Origin of the sequence: Blautia marasmi (assembly GCF_900258535.1) — a bacterium.
GTDB classification, from domain to species: domain Bacteria; phylum Bacillota; class Clostridia; order Lachnospirales; family Lachnospiraceae; genus Blautia; species Blautia hominis.
In genome coordinates this window covers 4,447,625-4,469,632 of the sequence record NZ_OIWX01000001.1, presented here as the reverse complement: position 1 = coordinate 4,469,632, position 22,008 = coordinate 4,447,625, and the positions used below count along the sequence as shown (strand labels likewise).

Here is a 22,008-nt window from a genome sequence, read left to right as displayed (position 1 = left end):
GTATTTGTTCTCCTTCTGATTTTACGCATAATAAAAGACCGCTGGTGCGGCCTGGCTCGGATTGGCATGTTGTTTTTCTCCTTTTAGGTGCAGAAGCCAATAATAATATAGTTCTCTTTATCAGTTAAATTAGAACTTCCTACCCCAAATGGAGTAATACACTGGTATTGAGATACAGTACCTACAGACCTTAATTGCCAAGTTACCGATTTATCATTGTGTCTTCTTATGCGGCTAGGCTCATTAGGGAACAGTTCTTTATATTTAGCATTCCACCTGTTGATTTCTTCGTAAGCAGCAATCCATATCTCATCTTTTGAAATAGCACTTTTCTGTTTTCTTCCCACAGTATCGTATCCTTCATACCCTTTGTTGACTTCTTTTATTTGGACACGCACACTTTCGGTAAATAGATTTTTAATGGTATTGGCTAAGTAATCCCTTAACTCGCATTTTCCCCATCCATCAACAGCACCCGTTCCTTCCTGATAAGTTCCATCCTCATTTTCAATGTATTTCGGATTCATGCGATGTTTATTATAGAGAGGATTTTGAGCTATCCATGTAATTGGAGCCTTTCCACTGCCATCCGCTAAATCATCTGTATCAAAGGCCGCAATCTGCATATTGATGATACCCTCACTGCCCAGGTCAAGCGGCTTATAATCAGATACCTGATACTTCTCTTTGTACGTCCCATCCGCCTCTGCTGCAAAGATTTCTTCCCAGGTGTCGGTGATTTCCTTGGGACCGCGTAGGCAAAAGCCAAAACACACGTACTGCTGCGATTCATCGTTTATATTTAGTGTCCCATCTGCTCTAACCACATATAAGCCAGCCCATCCACTTCTTGTAGCCCACATCTGTGCGCCATCGATTTCTTTGTTATAAATATATTTCTTTCTTGAATCATCGTCATTCGGTGGAAATAAAATTTCATAACGTATTTTTTCACGCCACGACGCTTCACTGCTAACCTCTGCAGAGCTCGGTGCCCATACTGTCTCTTCTGACACGGGTGCCCCCCACGTACTTCCAATAACTGATAACGTTTCCTTTTTTACAACCGCAATCCTATTGCGCACCACTTCAGGAAATAATAGTTTAAGGGTGTCTTGCATATATAAACGGAGTGGTGATGTGGCCCAGTTTTTATAAGAGTATTCGCCTGTGTTTAGTACCGCTTTCTTTTCTGTTAATAACTCTCTACTAATAAAAGTAATCGGAGCTCTACCACTACCATCTGCAAAATCATCCACATCAAAGCCGGCAATCTGCATATTAATAATGCCTTCACTGCCCAGGTCAATCGGCTTATAATTACCCACGCTATATTTATCTTTATAAGTGTTATTATCAATATTAGCAATAATGGTATCCCAGTCATCCGTAATCTCCTTAACTTCCAATGGACTACCAAACTGCGCATAACAATTAGTGTTACCTGTGATATTTTTGCCCGTAGGTTGCCAGCCCTCGAATGGATAGTCCTCGGCACTACCCTCTGTGCTTACCGGCGTATCCCCGGTGTACGTCGCACTGCCACCATAAGCCACGTTATTAACAGTCTGCAAAAGAGTGCTACCATTGTAAAATCTAACGGTATACTTACGGATACTCGCCGTAAACGCCGCATACACGCTCCGGTCCGCAGTAACAGCCTGCAGAGCTGTGCTGTCCGCCGCTCCTCCCGGCTTTTTGCTCCATCCAGCAAAGCTATAAGTATACTGTGCCGTGCTGGTCTTTGTCGGTGTGCTGCCGCTGTAAGTGCCGTTACCGCCATCCACGATAGCCTGCGTATATAACAGAGTGCTACCGTCCTCGCTGTAAAAATACAGGTTACTGGTCACATGCTGATAAGCCACCCGGATATCCGGATACTTCCCCGCAATCTCTGCAAGCTGTGCCCCGGTCACGGTATCCACGGATATGCTACCGGACACCTGCGCCATGTCGGTATTATTTCCAGCCTCATCCAGGCCTCTCATGCTGTCCAGGAGCGTAATAATATCCATCAGTACGTCCGCTGTGCCTGCAGCCCAGTCAATGCCTATCAGACGTACCCTGCTATTGGCTGGGATAGCCTCCAGGATAGCTTTGCTGTCCACTGCACTGCTGACATTTTCGAGCCGCAGAGTAGATATGCCCGCATATGACGGTATGGTCAGATCAGTCAGGCTGGCCTGGTTGCGGATTGTCAGGTTGGTGATTGTCTCTGGCAAGTGCAGTGTCTTGAGGATACCGCCTACCGGCAATAACAGACCGGTGATTCCGGTCCCGTCAAAGTACACATGCTCCAGGTTACTACATCCAGACACATCTACGGCCTGGGTCAGATTCGGGCAGTTACGCACGTCCAAGGTCCGTAGCAAGACATTATTGCCTAGATGTAAGTCTGCCAGGTTGGTATTACTGTAATCCGCACTGGCATCCCCCAGTTTGAGCGCCTGCAGCTTCGTGGCCAGGGAAAACTCCGCATAGCCTACCATCAGCCCTGACAGGTCCCCCACATCTTTAAGTTGCGACGCGCTATAGATGTATATCTCAGTATCATTAACATTGTCCAGAGGACACTGCAATGTGTAGCTGTTGCCCCTCAAAGCCCGCTGCTGGACCAGATAAGAGCCGTACTTGACGCTGGCATAGATATCCGCATATGGTGTCACCGTGATATCCGCCTTGGCATAACCCCTGACTGTGATCACATCTGACAGGGCGTCCCCGGCGTTATATTTGCTATCCAGGTATCTGTACCGGTTGTACAGCCACCACTTACGCTGCTCTGCCTTGCTCCCCTGGAGCATGGACAGGTATGCTGCACTGCTGTCCTCAATGAGTGGAGCCAAATATTTAAAGTAGGCGTCCTCGTTAAATATTGCTTCCGGCCAGCGCGCCTGGTGCTCCTCAAATCGTCTCTCTGTATCCTCATATGAGAGCTTGCCTTTTGAGCGCAAATCCTGATACATGGCCTTAATCTCGTCAAAATACGCCTGCCGCAGGTTTGTCCAGAGCACGCTGTGCTGCCCGTTGTAGACATCAGCTCCGGCCACCTGGTCAATGTCCTCCAGCTCGTACCCAAATACCAGTGAGCCTTCATTATTGATACCCAGCCCGGTATCAAAGTCATATGGCAAAAAGCACCACTTACCCATTTGTCTCACCTCCATCAAATATAGTCGGGAACATGTTCTTCGCGCGGCTATCCACCATGAGAAACAGCTCCGTGAACAGATAATAAAAGCAGGCACTCTGTAGCTCCACATGCTCCGGCAGCTCTGCTTTAAACTTAGCCAGCCGGTACTCTGCCGTATCTGCAGTGTACTCCACTCCGCCATAGGTGACTGGACTTGCAAGGGCTGCTCCCGTAGCCGCCTCCTGATCAGTGCTGACAAGCCATGCCGACAGGGCACTGAGCTGCGCCGGATCTGTATTGCCGTCGGGATACCTGCCTTCAAAGTCATTGATCCAGTCGGTATTAGCAAAGTCAGCCGATTTAAACAGTACCCGGTCGCTGGTGTTATTTAATATCTCCCAGGATTCGTCCCCGGCCGCAAAGCCATAGACCTCGGGAGTACCTTTATCATTGTTAAAATTGTACTTGCCTAAAAATATGGTGCTGTTGCCATTGCTCCAGAACATGACAATGGGAAACCCATCAATACCCTGGCGGATATTTGGGTTATTGACCTGCGGCGGCGTCTTATATGGACAGGCGTCGTTGTAAAGCCTTACCAGTTCCACGTTATTGGCTCCCTCGGAACTCGCCACATCCGCCTTAAAAGTAAATGTGTTGGTGCTAATCGCGTCCTCCCGGATGCAGTACACCTGGACTGTCACGCCGTCAGTCAGGATAAATCCGCCCTTAAACTTGACTTTGTAGTTTTTGCGGGCATAGTATTGTGAGCTGGTACCCTGGACGTCAATCTGGGCATTGGTAAAAGTAAAACTCCTCTCTGGATGTAGCGGGTCCACATAGTATCCAGATACTGTCTTTTTATCGCCTTTGTACTGTGGGAGTTCGGCCCCCTCCAATACCAAATAAGGCAGGTCTTTTGGCAACTGGGCAATGACGATACTGCCGTATGCGTCAAATACATTATTGTGTGTATATCTATCCAGCATCTCATCAACATCCTGCGTGTCAGCGATCCAGTTATTAAGCATTTGGTGCCTGGTCAGGTCATTGTCATATACCCGGATGTTATACAGGTCAATGGTACAGTCATTACTGCCTATGCTGATATCCACCGGAGTAACCTGGGCAAAATCATCGTCAACCGGATACTGCACGGTCCCGGACATAACGCCGTTGATGTAGCAGTAGATAAGGCGATTCTCAGCCCTCTTTTCGACAGCAAAAGAGATGCGCACATGCTCATCCTCTTTGTATTGGGTTGATATTTCGGATTGCTCCGATTTGAGCACCGCCCGCTGTGCTGTCAACTCAATGCCCCTGTTGCCTGACATACAAGATACCACTACAGCATCGTAGTCCATGATATCCCGCGTTGCAAATTCCAGCTCAATGGTCTTGCCCCCGGTCCTAAAGTCTTGCGCAAAAGCCTTGTACGGTATCGTCAGCCGGGCGTCACCGGATACCCGCAGCACTGTATTATTATCCTTGTCAAGTTGCCAGCCATCAGATGTAAAGTTAAACCCGGTAAACACCGCCTGGATATCGCCATAGCTCCATGTGCCCGGATCAGCCTCATTGTTGCTCCTGCCATAGCTTGACAGATACAACGACAGGTCCTGCGTCTCCGCGCCTATGTCCATACTACTCTCTGTTACCGTGAGTGTAATTACCTTGTGTGTATCCCCGCATCTAATCTCCAGAGACAGCTTCCCTACTCTGTCTGCCCGGTATGTCCAGATCTGCTGTGTACGGTCCACTGTCAGGGTATTTACTACCGTGCCATTTGCAGACAGGATTATCTCTGATGTCATGCTCAAAGGATTGTACACCATGTACTCAATAACAATAGATGCGTACTGCTCTGCTTTTGTGCCCCTGTAGTTACTCACGATAATCGGTGCATCCTCCCCGGCTACGGTGCAGATCAGCTCGTAGTACAGCTCATTGGATTTAATCTCAACTCCGTCAACCGTGGCTGTAAAATACACCAGCAGGCTATGTGCTCCGTGAGACTGTGCCGGTATGACATAGGATTGCTGCCGACCGGATGCAGATACCTCTGCTGTACCCAGCTCCGCTCCGTCCACCAAAAAGTGCATGGTCTTGGTGACATTACCCACGGGAGTATATGTGTATGTGATAGGCCCGCTGTAAGGCACGCTGACGTCAAAGGTTGATGATACACTGACCTCCACCACGGATACACTGTAGTTGATGGTCCGGCCATTGCCGTATGCATCTGTAACGTTGACCTTGACCATGTTGGCACCTGTTGCCAGATACTTAGATATATCCACGGTCACAGCGCCCTGTGCCACGTCCTGGGTGGTCTTGACCAGACCATTGATGGTGACTTTGAGGGTGCCGTTACCAGTTGGCAGCTCATCCTCCAGGGATGTCCAGGATATGCTGATAACGCACTCTGCCCCGGTCGCAATGGACTTGGATAACCACCCGCTCGTATTGGATACAGTGAGCACCGCATTGTTGCCAGTGCCGCCGCCTCCACCGCCGCCCGAAAACGGTCCCAGGGGTCCAACCACAACCTCGTTGTTGCTGGTCATGTAGAGATAGCCGTCCTCCACGTAGGCATCATCGATCTTGCCTGCCAGCATTAATTGGATGGCTTTCTGGCTTTCGTCCAGCGTGCGTATGGAGTTTGTGGCATCTGCAATATCCCCGGACATGTTACTGGCGTTGGCCTCCAGCGTTTTGATGGACTGGGTATTTTTCCCGATATCCTGGGTGTTGGCTGTGACTTTGCTCTCTATGGTATCCAGGTCCTTATCTATCTGGGCAAGGACCTCATTTTTCATCTTGACCACATCCTGATTGGTGGCCTGAAGTCCCGCCTGCAGGCTGGCAATGTCACTCTGATTTTGCAGGATTGCCCTTTCATCAGCAACAATATCGGCGGTATTCTTGCTGACTGCTGTCTGGATCCGGTCAATGATAAGTTGCTGGGCCTCCTGGTAGTTACCGGCCTCCTGCCGCAAGGTCTCAATATCTGTAGCCGTAGCCATCAGCATAACCTTGCCTGCAGCATAGCAGTACCAGGCATTGCCGGTGTCTGTGGCAATGGCCAACTCACCGGGCAGTAACTTTGAGGGGATGAGTTGTTCTTTCAGCCCCGTTCTGTTGGTTATCGCCATAATTACTCACCTGCCAGTCTGTTATTGATATACTCCTCAATTGCATCCACATGGGCCTTTAATTCCGAATTAACAGCATAAAAACTGTCTTTTACGTTTCGGTTTGTGATGTTACCTTCTTTATCAACCTCATTGTACGTGCTTGATATCGTCCGTACACCGTCCTTGTTAATCACCTGAAATGCTCTTAAAATCTTCATTCAGCAATTCCTCCATTTCTCTGTCATAGTTTTCAAGCTCCTGATCAAAAATGTATTCCAAATCCTTGCTATCGTCAGCAATATAATCTTGAAGGCTGTAGTCATCTAACCGCAAATATCCATAGTTTTTTTGCACCGCCTTGATTTCCCATGAAAATGAGAGATTTGGCGTTCCTTGTACAATAAAAAAAGCAGAGGTTTTTTCCCCTACCCATAAATCACCGGCCCCTTCTTTCTGGAGGAACACAGAGTATTCTTCTCCTATACTGACAGTTTCTTGGAATATATCGTCTATTGACACATAACAAATGCCATTTTCATCAGTCCGGCCAGTCCCGATATCACCAAAATACGGCGTTGGCGTCTCATAACAATATAAAAGCCGATCACCATAATCCTTTGTGCCTGCAATCCTAGATTTGCTCCCCCAGACATCTAATTGATAGGCTCTCACCTTGCCTGAAAATTCAGCTGCTACTCCGCTTAATGCACTACATCTAAGGTCTCCAGTATTTATTTTATCATTGATATAGACCGTTGGATTACTGGAAGACAGCGAGCTTATATTGACGCTATCTGCCTGTATATTAATACTGCTCAATTTTTCACTCGCATCACTGCTCCCTATGTCCAGTTGGGTATCTGTACCCATCTTCATGATAGAGCGCCCTTTTTCTGCAGTTGAACTTCCCATTTCCAGCCTACCTTTAACAAAAGGATCATTGGCCATCATACGGCCATTTTTCACAGTAAAACTATAGCTACGTGTATACCCATTTACAGTCTCTACTCCACTCAGAATAAATTCGCCGTTTTTTATCAGTATCCCGTTTTCATCCCAACGGCCTATGACTGCATTCATCATACCGCCTGTCGATGACGTCGTGCTCTGCAGGATTTCCATCTTTCCAACGGATTTTCCATCGACTTTTCCAAGTGTCAGAGTGCCGCCGCTTGCCCAGTCAAAACTTATCCCAATAGCCGCTATGACATTGGCTACAATATTGGCATCCTTATCCATGCCTCCTACATAGGTCTTGCCTCCATCCCGGGATATGAAAAACCCGTCAATTGTCTTTTTATACACGATTGTACTATCCGACAACAGTGGCTTGTCATGCATGTAATTAATTGTGCTGCCATCAGATTGCGTCTCCGATGTCTCATAATAACCCATTGCATTGATTGCCAGGCTATTGAGCTGATTTACATAGTCAGCATACTCAGACAGCTTTTGCTGGCTGTCCTTTTTGATGTCACTGACAATCTTATTGATCTCCGCATATCGGTCCGCGCTGTGTCTGGCTGCCGGCTCCGCGTCGCAGGAGATACTGGCATATCCACCAGTGCTGTATGTGATATTGGTCAGATAAGTATAATAGCTATTGCCCTTACGGTCCGTAACTACCACAGCATCCCCAGCTTCCCAACTCGGGTCTCCGATAGCGCTTGCCGTAAATGGTCTGAATCGCATCCCTACAACACGGCCCGCCAGATACTCCGCTACCGCCTTGGCCTTGCCGGCCTCTACAAGGGGATTACCGGATACATCCAGCACATACCCCTCAGCTCCGCACAGATATGTCTCGCCCTCAACCTTTTTGCCGGCGCTATCCTCGCTGTCCATAGCCGTAACACGGATACCGGTGATCACTACGTCCTCAGTGGATACGGATAAGCTGCTAAAGCTATAGATATGGTGATATGGCAGTACATCCGTAAAAGTACCACCGTCCGCAGTATCTCCGCTGGTATAGTCGGTAAAGTTACCACCATCCAGATCAGCGCCCGTCTGGTATGATGCCTCTGTGGTCTCGTCAAATACTCCGCCGTCAATGATATCATCAAAGGCTGATGTGTCGTACCATTTAAACTCCAGACGTCCATCCGCGTTACACCGGGCATAGCATCCGGACAGGAGAGCACAGTAGGCGATTATGGCACGATAGGTTATGTTGGTGGTGTCCGTAAATGGGTTCTTATTTATCTGATACCGGAAGTTTGGGAACTCTCCATTGAGTAACAGCACGCCGCACTGAGTACAGCAATACTGCACGATAGCCTGCAATGTAGCCGGGAATCCGATGCCACCGTCATAGATAGTATCAAATTTGCTCATGTTGTCCAAACACTCCAAAGACAATATGGCGGGAGTAGCTGTAGGGTCATCTGTGTTGTAGACACCCTTTTTCAGCCACTCTATACGATCAGACAACTGTTTTCCCACCCAAACTGTCACCACAGCATCGGTAAAATCGTAGTCCGAAAATGCATCATAACGGTTGTTTAAACTTAGTGTCAGCTTATTGGAAATTGCAGAGCCAATGGTAAATTTATTGGAACCAGTGACGCCATCATCTATTTTGGTCGCGCCCTGAGATATTTTGGAGTTGTTTATTTCCAGCAGGGTTCCATCTTTTAAGAGGATACTGGCTTTAGTGATACATGCACTATTCTCTAAGTGCGCCTGTTGAAATTCTATGCTTGTATTAATCATGCCGCTACCTCTCTATAATATCGAACGATATCTGTGAGTATCGTTTATTACTGATTGTCCATATTTTCATAGGTGCAGAACGGTCACCAACGTAAAACTCGCGAGTTTCATTTAAGCCGCTCATGGCATCCGGGTAAGTGACCATAATATATTCCGGATTAAATGTCTGCAGTATAGCGGCCGCCTCCTCACTGGTGGGATTGTTCCACGAAAGAGACAGTTTGACTTTTTGCGCTATCCGATTCTTATGCATTACTGCATCGTCTGTTCTCCCTGCCGCTGCGTCCGACACATCCTGCAGTCCCCATGTCATACCAGAAGGTGCCTTTATCGTGACACCGTTTACCTTTATCACATCAGACACCTCCTTAAATCGCTACAATAGCTTCATAGCGCCCTTTATATTTTTTCTCACCCTTTAATACTCTCTTGTAAGTAGTTTCACAATCTTCCTGTATAGTGACCTCAATGATCGGAGCCTGCTCATTTCCGGAAGCCGTACTCGATGTCATGATGATGGCTTCTGCGACCGCCTGTTTTACCGCAGGGTATACGGCGCTGCTGATGCCCTCTATAATCTGGTCGTTATTGGCAACAGCAGGTCTGCCCGCCATACTGCCAACCATCTCAGGTCCTGATTCTCTGGCTATGAAAAGTTCTCCCATTTCAGGAAACCCGCCTTTAGCGTACCAGTCAATATCAAAATTAGGCACAGAAAATGATAACGGACCAAGATCCCAATTATCCCAGCTAACTGAAAGATGCGGTATGGGAATATGCAGCCCTGAAAATGCCCCAATAATATTTCCAGCACTTATATCAGCCTCATTCACAGTTCTGCTGAATTCATCCTTGAGATTCTGCATCATACGTGCCGTTCTAACTTCCATATCACTTAGTGACTGACTGATAGAATCCCTCAAATTATCACCGAGTTTATCCATCACCTTTAATACATCTGAAGAACTACCGTCAATGCCATTTTTAAGTCCTGCCGCAACATTTTCACCAATGCCTGACATAACTCTACTTGGACTGTGTACATCAAATCCATCTTTGAATCCCTTTACTATACCGTCAACAAAATCCCCGACTCCTTTCTTCGCAGATTCCCATTTTTCATGGATACCATCTATGAAGCCGGATATGATATTTTTTCCAATATCAAGAATCTTACCAGGTAATTCCTTGAAATAATCAATAACTTTATTAGTGATCTTAGGTACTTCTTCTTTTACTTTGTTATACAGGTTCTTACACCATTCTCCGACTTTGCCTACAGTACTTACAATGGCATTCCAAATCTTTCCCGGGAGTTCTGTAAAGAATTTGACAACACCCGTTATCATTTCAGGAACCTTTGTAGACAAATACCCCCATATGTTTCCCACCCATTCTACAAATTTATCTTTGGCAGAAATAATGGCGTCCCATATTTTCCCTGGGAGTTCTGCGAAGAAAGTGACAATATTTTCGATTATTACGGGTATATTCTCTGTGGCCCACACAAAGACTTCTACCCACCATGATGCCAATTTCCCCAGTGTAAATCCTATTGCGTACCCTATCTTTCCTGGTAATTCGGCAAAGAAGTTAACAATTCCGTCCCGGATTTCCTGGACCTTTGTTGAGGCAGTTTCCCAAATTGTAGCAGCCCATTCAATGAACTTCTCTTTAAGGGTAATGATTTTTTCATAAATCTTACCCGGTAATTCCGCAAAGAATTCTGGCAACCCCTCAATCCATGGAATCACAGTTTCATTCCACCACGTTGGTAAGGTCACAGTGAAGAATTCTTTTACTTTATCCCAATTACAGAAAATTGCTATAATTCCTGCAATAGCCGCCCCTATTACCAGCCCCCATGGACCAATTATTCCAAGTAATCCGCTAAAACCAGTCTGTATAGCTGAGAAAATACCTCCTGATGAAAAGGCTGCACCTATATCTGTTCCTAATAGTTTAAAAACACCAGTGATTCCACTTAATTTTGTTCCGAGCGTAGCTATTATATCGGAAAAAGAGATATTGCCAATTACGCTAGAGAAAGCTGAAACCATTCTCACGCCAAGCGCTTTAAACCCCGTAATAACCGTTCCATCATCTGTAACTACTTTAAACATACATGTAGACAATTTAAGCCCAATTTCAGCAACGGCTACTTCAACCCCGTGTCCAACCGTATCTGTTAATCCCTTTATAAGGCCATCTTTAATTAAACCAGCAAATCCACTGATCAACTTTGCCGCCCCAAAAGCTAGTCCAACTTTTGCCAGGGTCCCCCAGTCCAAATTACCGAGTATATCACCGATTGTCTTTGCCACATCATCCCAATTAACTTCTTTGATAAATGATTTTATCGTTGTCAGGATACCGTTCACCAGACCGTTAATACCTTCGGCAATCATCTTACCGTCAAATTCTTTTAACGCGCCATTAAGAGCACTTCCAAGACCAGTTCCGAGGCTGCTCCAGTCAAGGGTGGTTACAAATCCATAGACCATCTTTGGAATCTTCATGATCCATGTTCCTATCGTCCGACCAAGGATATCCCAATCAATAGATTCAATCATACCATTCAGGCCCGTGGCAAGTGAATTTCCTATATTTACCCAATCAATTCCTGTCAAATACAGATACAACGTATTTGTCAAGATATTTACACCCTCACCAATGGTGTTTCCAATTTGTGTCCAATTAATATTATCAACCAGACTATTGACAGTTCTGGTGTAACCACTTACAAATTCGGTTATGCCAGGTCCCAATCTATCCCAATTAAAAACGGAGTTGATTTTCTCAAATAAGGAATCAACCCCGCCTGCAATGTATTTACCAAGTCCTTCAAAATCGCCGCCTTTAATCATGCTCCACATATTGCTGAAAACAGAGGTAATCCTATCGGCATACTCCTGGGCTTTATTCACTGAGTTTTCAAGAGCTTTATTCCAGATGCTCTCATAATTCGCCAGTGCATCTGCAATAGCTCCAGAGAGGTCAATCCCGCCTGCTCCTCCACTTTCCCCAATCCCAGAATTTTTCCCAGAACTGGAATTAGTGCCTTCAACCGAATCACTACTATTATCTGGTAATTTATTGATTTCATCAATTCCCAGGAGGGCATTTTTCAATTTTTTTGCCTTGTCACTGGCATCGTCTATGGAGCCTCCTATATCCCCTGTGTTGTCCGCAGCCCCGCCTGCAGCGTCGGCAACACTATCAGTCTCATCAACCAGATCCCCCATTATATCATCAGCGCCGGAATACCCACCGCTTATACCATCCATAATCTTTGAATAGTCTATACCGAATAATTTTCCAATAAATACAACAAGTTTCTTGAAGGCCATAAGTACGCCATTTACAACTGGTAAGACTACTTGCAAAGCCGGTATGAGCAGATTTCCGATTGCACGTGCTACATTACTTATCTGCTGTTTAAAAATACGATACTGGTTCGCAACCGAATTTCACATTGTTATCATAAAGGCTTTTTATCCTCTACTTCTAGGGGTTTCCCCCATTACTGGATGTTGTTTCACCCATAGGTCGGCGTACATTTTCAACCACAAAAATAGAACGCAAAATTGCGTCCTATGGTTGTCGGATACTCTTGGGTGGATTATATTTATTCACCACCTACGCTCTACGGTGTTGCATAGCCTTTCGCAATCTATGCACTTACCTCGGTATTACCCTGTTGAAGTGTCAAATATTCAGAAAGTCGCATCCACACAAAACCGTGTGTAAAATGACTTCTTTTGTTTAAAGCTTTATGAATCATTTTATATTGGGTTTCTGGTCTTTCAAGACCAATAGCTCTTGCTGCCCTCCTACAATTATAATGTACTGCAACAAATTTATAATCTTTGGTTAATTGAACAATTTTATTCTCAATATCATAACCTTCAATTTTGCTACATCCATCATTATAGAATTCATTAGCATATCTCCATTGAAAACCACCGCAAGTCTTGCTTCTCCCCGTTAAACAAGTTGATATGTTTGAACGGCTAAGCAATAATTGATTACTTGCCTCGGTTACTGACGAAAACTCTTTTATGAAATTACCCTGCTTATCAATTTGTATAACTGCCAATTCCTTGCCATTTTTACGGATATACGGTTGTAAACTATTATCCGTAACATCCTCTTTATATCTCCATTGATATCCACAAGCTGACCCCTGATTCTGACAAGCCCTCTGCACAGCACCCGGATACAATCCGCATTCATTATCAGCACAAGCACAGCTTAGATATTCTTCCAAAAATTTACCATCCATATCGAACTGCAATACAGGACGTGAATTCCATGATACTCCACCTTCTCCACCTAACGTGATATTGTATCCGTTTGAGTCAGGCATATGTATGCAAGAATTAAACAATTTTATCCAATAAGATTCTTTTTCCCTAGCTTTTTTATCGGTACAAGCATTATCAATAACTTCCCAACTAAAATTTTCTGTACCATACTTCTTTAAGGCTTTATGAAAAGGCAATTCATTGTTAATATCATAAATATGTTCTCGTTTTCTTTTTTCAAAGTTATATGTCTTTCCAATATAAATTTTTCCATTAATTTTATTTGTCACTTTATATATGACATAGGTCTTTTCCATAATTAATCACCAAATTAATTATACCACTATACCATATACATATCAATTTAGGTTTCACCGATTTTACCCGATTTTCACTAATGCATTACTACATTAGGCGACAAGTAATAGCTCTTCACTATTGTTTATCGTATTCGCTTGGTCGCCCCAGGCAACTTTTGACTGGTCAAGTATTGCTAACAGCCTTAACTGCATCTTATCAGCCTGCGTCATCTCCTGCAGTGCCGTTTCAACCCCATATTTATAGGCGTAGGTTTGCAACGTGGCATTCGTGATGTCAATACCGTATTTATACAATGCCCTGGACTGCCCAATAAGACCGGACGAGAAGTTAGTCATAACTGTTTGCATATCAATATTCTTTAAAGATGACATATCCGCAGCCAGCATTGACAATGCCTTGCTTGCGTTTATACTCGTTTCACCGACCAGCCCCACAGAGTTTGTTACAGCAGAAATATTTGCTTGATACTGCATCAACTGTTCCGGGTCAAGGCCTAAATTTTTATTATCCGCAAATGACAGGACTCCATCATCACCAACTTTAAACCCAGACATTTTTTCAGTTAAGCCATTCAGCCTGCTGCTAAAAGAATTTGTATATTCATCTGCACTATCATAACCATACTGGGCAAAATTACTGCCAAACTCTTTCCCTATCTTATCCATGATAACGGAATAATAATTGTATGTCTCCACGTAGTCCATTGACTTTTCAACAGTTTTTCCGAAGAGCTTTATTCCCCGGATGATTGGATATAACGTAGCATAAAAAGAATGGAAAACTTGTGACAGGCTTTTAGTTCTGACAGCCGTTAACCCAATCCTTGTTGTAACATTAGTGAGGGCAGTTGAGAAACCCTTCAATGACACTTTGGATGCTCCCGTGCTAAACGCCAGTGCATAAGTGCTGGTAGATAGCCCCTGCACTTTAGTTTTGGCTGCTGCAGATGCAGAAATTATACTTGTGATCGCACTGGCAGCCGATTTTGTCTTTGAACCACTAGCGGCCAGATTTGCCAGGGCATTAGTCATCTGAATCAGGTTGTTCGAGACAGCCGGCGCTTTGGACAACGTGTCCATGAAAGTTTTCAGCGCCATTGCCAATTGGGGCATCATAGTCGTAGCGGCCTGGATTCGCTTCTGTCCAAACATGCTCACTGCATTTGCTACGGATGTTAACTGTGTCACTGCCCCATTATTGGCCATCTGCCCGTTTAGCGCCGCCATCATGCCATTTATAGCCTTGGTTAGCTGCGGCATGCTTGTAATAGCTGTCTGTACGCCCTTATTCCCAATCTTAGACAATCCGACAATGCTGTTGGTCATTTGTGCTATTCCTGAAATATTCACGCCTGATACACCCGATAATCCAGATGTAAGATTCTTCAAAGCATTTCCAACATTGAACATATTTCCAGAATTAACCGTCGAAAGCTTATGTAAATGCGATACCACCCTGTTGATATCTGATGCTTTTACAGCCGCCAGGGTCTTAGACGCGGCAGTAATGCGGTTCATTCCCTCGGCAAACTGTTTCATCCCACCGCCATTAATCCCTGACATGGATTTTGAAACACTATTCAGCTTTACGATCAAAGTATCCAACTGCTTATTGGCAGATGCCGCCTGCGCTTCGACCTGTATCTCAAGTCTATCTATCTCGGTTCCCAACTTCTCACCTCTTCCATTAATTGTTCATGGTCAGCGGCTATCACTTATCTGATAACCGGTTTTTGTATAAAAAAGAACACCTGCCATAGCGACAGATGTTCACACAATATAATGCCCCGCATGGAAAACCAGGCGGGGTTCATTTTGGATTCTATTGTCCATTATTCTCAATATATTTTGGTAAAAAGCTACAAGAATTATATCCATCATTAGTCAATGTTGAATATTCAATTATTTCACCGTACGCTATTAAGTGATCTCCTTCCGTCATGTCTGAAGCAGAATATCCATTCTCATTAGTAAAATACATAGTTATCTGTCCACCAACGTACGAATTCTCATTTTCACGCTGCACTCCGCATTTATAGAATTCTCTCTGTAAATTGTATTTATTTATAAAATCGGTTGCAAACACATCATAAGCAGCTTTGTTATTGAAAAATCTCCACTCTTCTACAAATAAATCTAATCTAACATACTTCCCTTCCAGACTATCTTTAGAGAAGAAAATCTCGTCATACCATAATATTTCACACATATTTTTGTATTCATCTTCTGATAAAGACGACACATCGACTTCTTGTGATTTTTCGTTTTCTTGCGTATTTTCTTCATTAACAGAAGGCTCTGTTTCTATAGCTTCGTCCTCTGATGGTGGTTCCAGCTCTTGGACTGGGGATTGCTGCACATCCGCAGGCTCCTGTTTTTTCTCTTGTTCATTCAATGCTGTGTCTTTTGTAGGCTCCTGCTTTTTTGCAGGTTCCTGCTTATGTTTATCATTCTCCTTTTCGTTCTTATTCTGTTTCTGTGCATTTTTATCATTATTCTCTACATTATCTTGTTTTTTCTTCTCTGTAATATTATTAGCATTGACTTCTTCAGATGTTTTTACTTCCGTAGTCTTATCACTTACGGGAAAAAATGTCACCGCTATAAAAGTAAAAACAATCAAAAGCGCAAATGATGTCACAAATGTAATAATAGGAACCTTTTTACTTTTCTTTTTCAACACGGAAACAACAAAACATATAATTGATACGCAAATTAATATTAAACATATAAAATCCAAAACACCTAATAAGACACCCATAGTCTAAAGCCCTTTTCTATCTTTTGTGACTTGTAACTCAAAATAATAACCAAACTTTAATTTTCCACTTTTTCCCACACTCAGGACACGTAAACAATACTAGGAATCACCGCCCTTCATGTTTTAATTTCTCTCTTTTTATGTTTTGGTATCCACTTGCTTCCACAACGTTGGCAACGCATCATGTCAATTCCATCTGTTTGGCTACTAATCAGCATGCTTTTAGATGCTGAGGACTGCCTCGTTACGATTATTCCTGGCCTGTGGAAATATTCAATATTACGTGACGCACAATACGGACAATATTCTGAATCTGAATATTTACCACTCTTCTTACCTTTTTTCCATTCTGTATTGCGTGCAATCATCATTTGACGTGCCTCGCGAACCGGTATCCCAGTATCTTTTGATAGATGTTTAGCGCATCCCACGATATCGACAGGTGCATTCCAAAATATCTCATCCGCAATCCTATCCAGTTCAGACCGTGTATCTTCCGGCACCGACGGTTTCTTAAATTCACTTGCAGGGCAGCCACAGTTAGTACAGCTCGACGCTTTATCAGATATTTCTTTGCCACATTCAGGACACTTAACCAAAGCCATGGAATCACCGCCTTTCTTATAATTACATTATACTACTCCGACGATAATTCCGCATCATTTTTTTTAAATCTCTCGTTATAAATCTTTGTCCACGCATCAAATTTCTTTGCTGCAATTTCGGCCGATTCCTTAGTGACCTCTTTTGCTTCCTCAGCCGTACCAAATGGCTTGTCCGGGTATTTTGCTTTCTTACCCAATAAAGCACTGCACACAGCAGCTTTAATGTACAAGCCCTGATTCCATGCGTTCCGATTATCCCGCTCTAATTGGTGTTCATAGGCTAGTTTGAACGGCTTTAGCTTTGCAGGGTTAAGATGCCAGAACAATACATAAGGAACACCATAGGTCAATGCCCACGGAAGATGTTCCTCTAAGATTATACATTTGTAGCTTTTTTCGCTGTGGTCTTTTTCTTGTGATCCTGTGGAATCTTCTGCTCCTCTTCGACCTCTTCCTCCTCTTCCGGTTTCACCAGGCCGATCTGTTTGAAAAAACCATCTTCCTCCATCTGGCCGATAATCGCCGTTGCCATTCCATAAAAATTAGCGTCCTTTGCTTCAGGGTTCTCTTTAAAATACTGTTTCAGCAGTATCTTGGCATCCTCTTCCGTATCAACCGGGTTATACTCCAAAAGACCAGCGTAAAACAATGACACGACGGTTTTGGGCATGGATGCGATTTCCTTCAGCATCTCCTTGTTATTCATGTTTTTGCTGGCATCCGCCATACCGCCAAACATACTGATTGTTTTCTCTATGCATTCTTCATTCAGTGCGGCCTCAAATGTATATTCCAGTTTATAATCTTTTTCTCCGATTTTTAAAACCATATCTCCGATTCCTTTCTTATATCAAATAAAGGACGGCATTAAGCCGCCCAGTGTCCAAGCTACGCATTGTCTTTTGTGATCGGTGTACCTGGTGTAATGCTGATAGTCATTTCAACGACACCATTCACCTCTGTCTCGTTAATATAAACTGATAACTGACCCTCAAATTTATATTTCCCTTCAGAGCCGTCACCGTCATTTCCAAACCACACAGCATAAGGTGTTGTTTTTCCTTCTAACGCTTTCAGTGTATCATATTGGGTACTGTCATAGTTAGCAGTGAATTCCATGGTTTCCGAAGACTGAATACCATTGATATATGTCTGCATGCTATCATCCAGGGTAGTCGTTTCCAACTGTTCCGGAGCGCCACCAATCTGCGGTGTGGTCTTTACCGGAAGGAGCTGTGTCCAGGTGACAGAATCTCCACTTCCAGCACCCTTCATTAATTTTGCGTTAAAACTTGAAATTGCCATATTTCCCATCCTTTCTACCCCATAGCTTTTAGGGGTCAGCGAATACCTCATGTGGTATCCGGTGCATAAAAATAAGAGCCCTTTCAGACTCTTGGTTTCTCGTTTCTATTATAATTTATCTCCATCAGCAATAATACGCTGGTACCGCCCAATCCATCTCTTGATATTTGGATCTGCCGTGTTTACAACCGGCATAGGCCCGCCCCGGCAATGAAACCATAAGACAGTATGATTTTCTTTGCGGCCTGGCTGATTTGCTCGCAGGTGCTGTCAGCAAGGGAGCCGGTAGAATAGACTGATATTGTTAGCATAGGGGACTGGCTGCCCTCGTTGCCCTCTAAATCATAGTTGCCGCCGGAGTTGTCTGCGAGCGATATATCGCAGTAAGGCATCCGTGTTTCTTTTGGAGTCACATACCGCCCAACGGCGCATTTCGCCGCCCTTTCCAGTTTGACTTTGAAAATTGTATAGAACTCGTTCCAATCGAAGCCTGCCATTATTCCACATCCTCTCTCATAACGGGAGTTCAAATCGAGTACCCGTTGTTATTTATCGAAGTCACAAATCAAATTGACACGGTCATTTTTTGGATAAAGATAGAACTGTGCAGTTTTGCACAATCCCATTTTTCACGTATTTATTTAATTTGAGTATGGAAAAAGAGAGGGATTAGCCTCCCTTAATGTTTCCTATTTCCTTTAATACATCTAATATATTTGAATATTTCTTGTTTAATTCGGGTTTTCCTTCATGCACACCAGTGTAAAATTGACATATGAGATTTATAAGTCTGCAAACTTGATATAGGCTTTTGTCCATAGATTTTAGCCCACTTTTAATCGAGCATATATTACCATAAATAAGGAAAATATTTTCCAATATACTTTCGTCCAGCTCATCACACAAAGATGCAACATTCCTTATCCAATTTTCATCAATATACAATTCAATTTTACTTGCACTATCAAAAAACTCATCCACCTTGTTCTTGTCATTTATAAGAAAAGCTGATACAACAAGCATGTTATAGATTTTGGCAATATCTTCAAATGCAAGTTTCAAATCATAATATATAATTACAATTTTGTATTTGATTTCCCTTTGTTTTTGTGATTCTTTTTCTTTATCTTCTCTTTTGTCAATCATTCCTTGCAATAACAAAGTTCCAGCAATCGCTAAAACTGTTCCTATCATTGTTCCTATCGTCTCTATGTAGGTGCTTTTATAAGCGTTATCTCTTAACGGCATTAGAAACCACTCTAAAGCTATTTTCATAGCAGGTATTCTTAAAACAAGTGGACTAAAAAGAAATAATATGGCCAAAATAAACACTATCCAAAATAATAAATCTCTTTTGTATTTCAATGTACTGTACACTCCTTTATCAGTATTATATGACAAAATCAAGTGCTTTCCAATTGAAATTACTTAAAAATTTCTTTAGCTATCGCCACGACCTTATCACGCAATTCTTTCCCAGCAAAATACAAAGGCATTTTAGGTTCTATACCTGTAGAGTGATGCCAAACACCATGTAAGTCCATATACCACCAACCACTCGGGTCTGCCCCATGCTCCCCATAACTTCCCGTACCAACATTAGGTATATTGGCGGGATTTTGAGCCTTTAGTCCCGAACCAAAGCATAACATCAATGATGGACTGATTTCTTTTGTCTGTACACCCTCAAGCGTCTGCCACTGGCTCACAATCTTACTGCTGTCCTCCATATAGAAGATAGCCTTGCACCCGGCCCGCTGTGGTGTGATTTCAGAGCCCAGGTAGATGTATTTGCCAAAGCCGCTACTGCCGATATGGGCTTGTGCTATACTTATACCCTCGGCGGTCAGCCTGCGGCATAATTCTTCACATTTGCGGTTGAGATCAGATTGATATGCCTTGACCTCTTTAATGGCGGCTTGGATTTCCCGCACGGATAAGCCAAAACTGATTTTCTTTGCCATATCAGCCTGCTTTCTTCCCGTTCACATACATAACGAACTTACCGCCGCACTTACACACTTGATTGCAGTCATAGACATTCCAATTCCCATTGGATTCTTTTTCATTCTTCGGTTGTGGCTTACCGCATTTTTCACACTTAAATTCCATTTTCAATTTTGCCATACGCTCATGCTCCAATCAAATCCCTATGCCATCGTGTTTTCATTTCATGTGGAATATTCTGATTTTTATTTCTTTTTCCAGTCCAATGCGTTCCGCCTGCCTCTCCGTCACATACAAAATTACTTGCTTTTAAACTTGCTCCATTTTCAGACTGCAAAATATAAGTAATAATCTTTCTATATCCCATATCCTTTGCTATGCGGCAGCAAGCACCGTACAGCATAGAACAGGCATTTATTGTGCCATCAGTACACAATCTGTTTATTTCACAGGTTAATCCATCATCAAGGTATCTGCTTACAGGTCTACCACATACAGCACAGCCAACAAACTTTTCTCCATCATACAATCCGACAGAGAACTTATGACCTACGGTAGCTTTATGGTGCCTGTGGTACTGATTGATAAAATCGCTTGCCTGTCGAAATGTTATAGGTCTTATTTCCAAATCATGCACCACCTTTCGGTAATTTCCTCAACAGATATTTCATTCCATTAAGGCTTGGCTTTACAGCAAGCACGGAATAATCAGCGCTGTCTCCGTCAACAGTTCCGTCAGCATTGATTTTGGGCTCTGTGGTGTGCCAAATTCGAGAGGTTTCGCTTATGGGTAAGGATTTGTCCGTAGTGACCAAAACCGCCTCGTATGAGCCTATATCAAAGCCATATTCCCTTGCTTCTGCCTCACCGCCGGACATGGCTATGTTGGCATAAAAAAGCACCGGAGCATTGTACCCCGGCGCACTGCCTATCTCAACAGCAACTCTCTCGCCATCAACCTCTATATAAACTATATCCCCGTTTTCGTCACGCTGATATACTTTAATTTCTTCGCTGTAGGTTGCGTAATGGAGGGGCTGGGTATTTTTCCGTAAACTCCGCATATCATCCCTTCCTTGTTTTCTGCAAATTCTGAATGGCAGACATAAAACGGCAGGTATTATCAACCATTTTATTCATATTCTCCGGCTCTTTCATTTCCTCAATGCTTTCCTTGAAAGCCTGCTTCACTTCGGGATTTTCTTTAAAAATCTTCCGTACTGCTTCACGAGAGCAGTCTAAGCATATGTCCGTACCCCATATCTGCGGCAATTCTTTTCCGCATTCTCTACATTTCGCCATAAGCACCTCCCAAATTTATGATGAAAAAAGAGAGGGGTTAGCCTCTCTTAATTTACCTTTTCACAACTGATTACTTCTCTCTCATCAATTTCAACATATAAATATCCGTCTTTCTTTTCTATTGATACCAATGGATAATTGCCAAATACTCTGTAACCAATTTTTTCTATTTTTCCTAAAACATTTACTGCTTCATCAAGGATTTTCCTGTCTTCATTTGATAAACAGTCTTTTCTTTCTGAATCTACAAAAGGTTGAACATCCACTCCTTGATATCCATCTGGAAACTTAATAACTATCTGCATGCTTTATCACGCTCCTTCCACCGCCATTATACGACAAAAGGAGATATTTTCCAACTAATTTTAGCGTTCTTCCCTCCACCAACATTGAACGCCGCCCTGCGGATTGCTCCACGCACTGACTTCTTCGCCGCTTAACCCTGCGGCCGGGAGATACCTGGAACACCATCCTTT

The 22,008-nt window shown here is 43.5% G+C and carries 21 protein-coding genes; all 21 read right to left on the bottom strand.

Annotated elements, in window-relative coordinates:
• Positions 1-83: 83 nt before the first annotated feature.
• The 21 genes from C6P39_RS19470 to C6P39_RS19375 all read right to left on the bottom strand — a co-directional run bounded on the left by C6P39_RS19470 (position 84) and on the right by C6P39_RS19375 (position 21,837).
• A complete protein-coding gene (locus C6P39_RS19470) occupies positions 84-3,050 on the bottom strand; it encodes a DUF6273 domain-containing protein (protein ID WP_158661639.1) in 2,967 nt (988 codons plus the stop codon).
• A gap of 94 nt (positions 3,051-3,144) precedes the next feature.
• Positions 3,145-6,288: a hypothetical protein gene (locus tag C6P39_RS19465; protein WP_104804907.1), complete on the bottom strand. Its 3,144-nt coding sequence runs from the start codon at positions 6,286-6,288 to the stop codon at positions 3,145-3,147.
• 2 nt (positions 6,289-6,290) lie between these two features.
• A complete protein-coding gene (locus C6P39_RS19460; protein ID WP_104804906.1) occupies positions 6,291-6,488 on the bottom strand; it encodes a hypothetical protein in 198 nt (65 codons plus the stop codon).
• The gene (locus C6P39_RS19455; RefSeq protein ID WP_104804905.1) at positions 6,457-8,985 is read right to left on the bottom strand and encodes a hypothetical protein; all 2,529 of its coding nucleotides are present in this window, start codon (positions 8,983-8,985) and stop codon (positions 6,457-6,459) included. Before C6P39_RS19455 ends, C6P39_RS19460 begins: the two co-directional genes overlap by 32 nt.
• Before the next feature lie 4 nt (positions 8,986-8,989).
• Positions 8,990-9,340 carry a DUF6711 family protein gene (locus tag C6P39_RS19450; RefSeq protein ID WP_242987084.1) on the bottom strand — a complete coding sequence of 117 codons (351 nt, stop codon included), beginning with the start codon at positions 9,338-9,340 and terminating at the stop codon, positions 8,990-8,992.
• A 13-nt stretch (positions 9,341-9,353) separates the two neighbouring features.
• The gene (locus tag C6P39_RS19445; protein WP_104804904.1) at positions 9,354-12,335 is read right to left on the bottom strand and encodes a phage tail protein; all 2,982 of its coding nucleotides are present in this window, start codon (positions 12,333-12,335) and stop codon (positions 9,354-9,356) included.
• Between the two features lie 323 nt (positions 12,336-12,658).
• Positions 12,659-13,609, bottom strand: a complete 951-nt coding sequence (locus tag C6P39_RS19440; protein WP_104804903.1) for an NUMOD1 domain-containing DNA-binding protein — start codon at positions 13,607-13,609, stop codon at positions 12,659-12,661.
• 93 nt (positions 13,610-13,702) lie between these two features.
• Positions 13,703-15,283: a hypothetical protein gene (locus C6P39_RS19435; RefSeq protein WP_104804902.1), complete on the bottom strand. Its 1,581-nt coding sequence runs from the start codon at positions 15,281-15,283 to the stop codon at positions 13,703-13,705.
• Between the two features lie 151 nt (positions 15,284-15,434).
• Positions 15,435-16,373 carry a hypothetical protein gene (locus tag C6P39_RS19430; RefSeq protein WP_104804901.1) on the bottom strand — a complete coding sequence of 313 codons (939 nt, stop codon included), beginning with the start codon at positions 16,371-16,373 and terminating at the stop codon, positions 15,435-15,437.
• Positions 16,374-16,489: 116 nt separating this feature from the next.
• Positions 16,490-16,978, bottom strand: a complete 489-nt coding sequence (locus C6P39_RS19425; protein WP_104804900.1) for a zinc ribbon domain-containing protein — start codon at positions 16,976-16,978, stop codon at positions 16,490-16,492.
• 32 nt (positions 16,979-17,010) lie between these two features.
• A complete protein-coding gene (locus C6P39_RS19420; RefSeq protein ID WP_104804899.1) occupies positions 17,011-17,328 on the bottom strand; it encodes a hypothetical protein in 318 nt (105 codons plus the stop codon).
• Positions 17,329-17,354: 26 nt separating this feature from the next.
• Complete coding sequence (locus tag C6P39_RS19415) at positions 17,355-17,807, bottom strand: hypothetical protein (RefSeq protein ID WP_104804898.1); 453 nt, start codon at positions 17,805-17,807, stop codon at positions 17,355-17,357.
• A gap of 59 nt (positions 17,808-17,866) precedes the next feature.
• The gene (locus C6P39_RS19410; protein WP_104804897.1) at positions 17,867-18,283 is read right to left on the bottom strand and encodes a phage tail tube protein; all 417 of its coding nucleotides are present in this window, start codon (positions 18,281-18,283) and stop codon (positions 17,867-17,869) included.
• Positions 18,284-18,465: 182 nt separating this feature from the next.
• Complete coding sequence (locus tag C6P39_RS19405; protein WP_104804896.1) at positions 18,466-18,780, bottom strand: hypothetical protein; 315 nt, start codon at positions 18,778-18,780, stop codon at positions 18,466-18,468.
• A gap of 172 nt (positions 18,781-18,952) precedes the next feature.
• A complete protein-coding gene (locus C6P39_RS19400) occupies positions 18,953-19,648 on the bottom strand; it encodes a hypothetical protein (RefSeq protein WP_104804895.1) in 696 nt (231 codons plus the stop codon).
• Between the two features lie 59 nt (positions 19,649-19,707).
• Entirely contained in the window at positions 19,708-20,247 is a 540-nt protein-coding gene (locus C6P39_RS19395) for a hypothetical protein (RefSeq protein WP_104804894.1), read from the bottom strand.
• A 1-nt stretch (position 20,248) separates the two neighbouring features.
• Entirely contained in the window at positions 20,249-20,410 is a 162-nt protein-coding gene (locus C6P39_RS27560) for a hypothetical protein (protein ID WP_158661638.1), read from the bottom strand.
• A gap of 4 nt (positions 20,411-20,414) precedes the next feature.
• Entirely contained in the window at positions 20,415-20,867 is a 453-nt protein-coding gene (locus C6P39_RS19390; protein ID WP_456318623.1) for an XF1762 family protein, read from the bottom strand.
• Positions 20,860-21,294 (bottom strand): hypothetical protein, encoded by a 435-nt coding sequence (locus C6P39_RS19385; protein WP_104804892.1) that lies wholly within the window; start codon positions 21,292-21,294, stop codon positions 20,860-20,862. The genes C6P39_RS19390 and C6P39_RS19385 overlap by 8 nt, the downstream gene beginning before the upstream one ends.
• Before the next feature lies 1 nt (position 21,295).
• On the bottom strand, positions 21,296-21,532 hold the full coding sequence (locus tag C6P39_RS19380; RefSeq protein ID WP_104804891.1) for a hypothetical protein: 237 nt from the start codon (positions 21,530-21,532) through the stop codon (positions 21,296-21,298).
• Between the two features lie 47 nt (positions 21,533-21,579).
• Complete coding sequence (locus C6P39_RS19375; protein WP_104804890.1) at positions 21,580-21,837, bottom strand: hypothetical protein; 258 nt, start codon at positions 21,835-21,837, stop codon at positions 21,580-21,582.
• Between the last annotated feature and the right edge of the window lie 171 nt (positions 21,838-22,008).

Coding starts and splice junctions, on each gene's coding strand:
- C6P39_RS19465 (WP_104804907.1), bottom strand. CDS start 6,288: ATGGCGATAACCAACAGAACGGGGCTGAAAGAACAACTCATCCCCTCA.
- C6P39_RS19460 (WP_104804906.1), bottom strand. CDS start 6,488: ATGAAGATTTTAAGAGCATTTCAGGTGATTAACAAGGACGGTGTACGG.
- C6P39_RS19455 (WP_104804905.1), bottom strand. CDS start 8,985: ATGATTAATACAAGCATAGAATTTCAACAGGCGCACTTAGAGAATAGT.
- C6P39_RS19445 (WP_104804904.1), bottom strand. CDS start 12,335: ATGGCCTTCAAGAAACTTGTTGTATTTATTGGAAAATTATTCGGTATA.
- C6P39_RS19440 (WP_104804903.1), bottom strand. CDS start 13,609: ATGGAAAAGACCTATGTCATATATAAAGTGACAAATAAAATTAATGGA.
- C6P39_RS19430 (WP_104804901.1), bottom strand. CDS start 16,373: ATGGGTGTCTTATTAGGTGTTTTGGATTTTATATGTTTAATATTAATT.
- C6P39_RS19425 (WP_104804900.1), bottom strand. CDS start 16,978: ATGGCTTTGGTTAAGTGTCCTGAATGTGGCAAAGAAATATCTGATAAA.
- C6P39_RS19415 (WP_104804898.1), bottom strand. CDS start 17,807: ATGGTTTTAAAAATCGGAGAAAAAGATTATAAACTGGAATATACATTT.
- C6P39_RS19410 (WP_104804897.1), bottom strand. CDS start 18,283: ATGGCAATTTCAAGTTTTAACGCAAAATTAATGAAGGGTGCTGGAAGT.
- C6P39_RS19405 (WP_104804896.1), bottom strand. CDS start 18,780: ATGGCAGGCTTCGATTGGAACGAGTTCTATACAATTTTCAAAGTCAAA.
- C6P39_RS19395 (WP_104804894.1), bottom strand. CDS start 20,247: ATGGCAAAGAAAATCAGTTTTGGCTTATCCGTGCGGGAAATCCAAGCC.
- C6P39_RS27560 (WP_158661638.1), bottom strand. CDS start 20,410: ATGGCAAAATTGAAAATGGAATTTAAGTGTGAAAAATGCGGTAAGCCA.
- C6P39_RS19385 (WP_104804892.1), bottom strand. CDS start 21,294: ATGCGGAGTTTACGGAAAAATACCCAGCCCCTCCATTACGCAACCTAC.
- C6P39_RS19380 (WP_104804891.1), bottom strand. CDS start 21,532: ATGGCGAAATGTAGAGAATGCGGAAAAGAATTGCCGCAGATATGGGGT.
- C6P39_RS19375 (WP_104804890.1), bottom strand. CDS start 21,837: ATGCAGATAGTTATTAAGTTTCCAGATGGATATCAAGGAGTGGATGTT.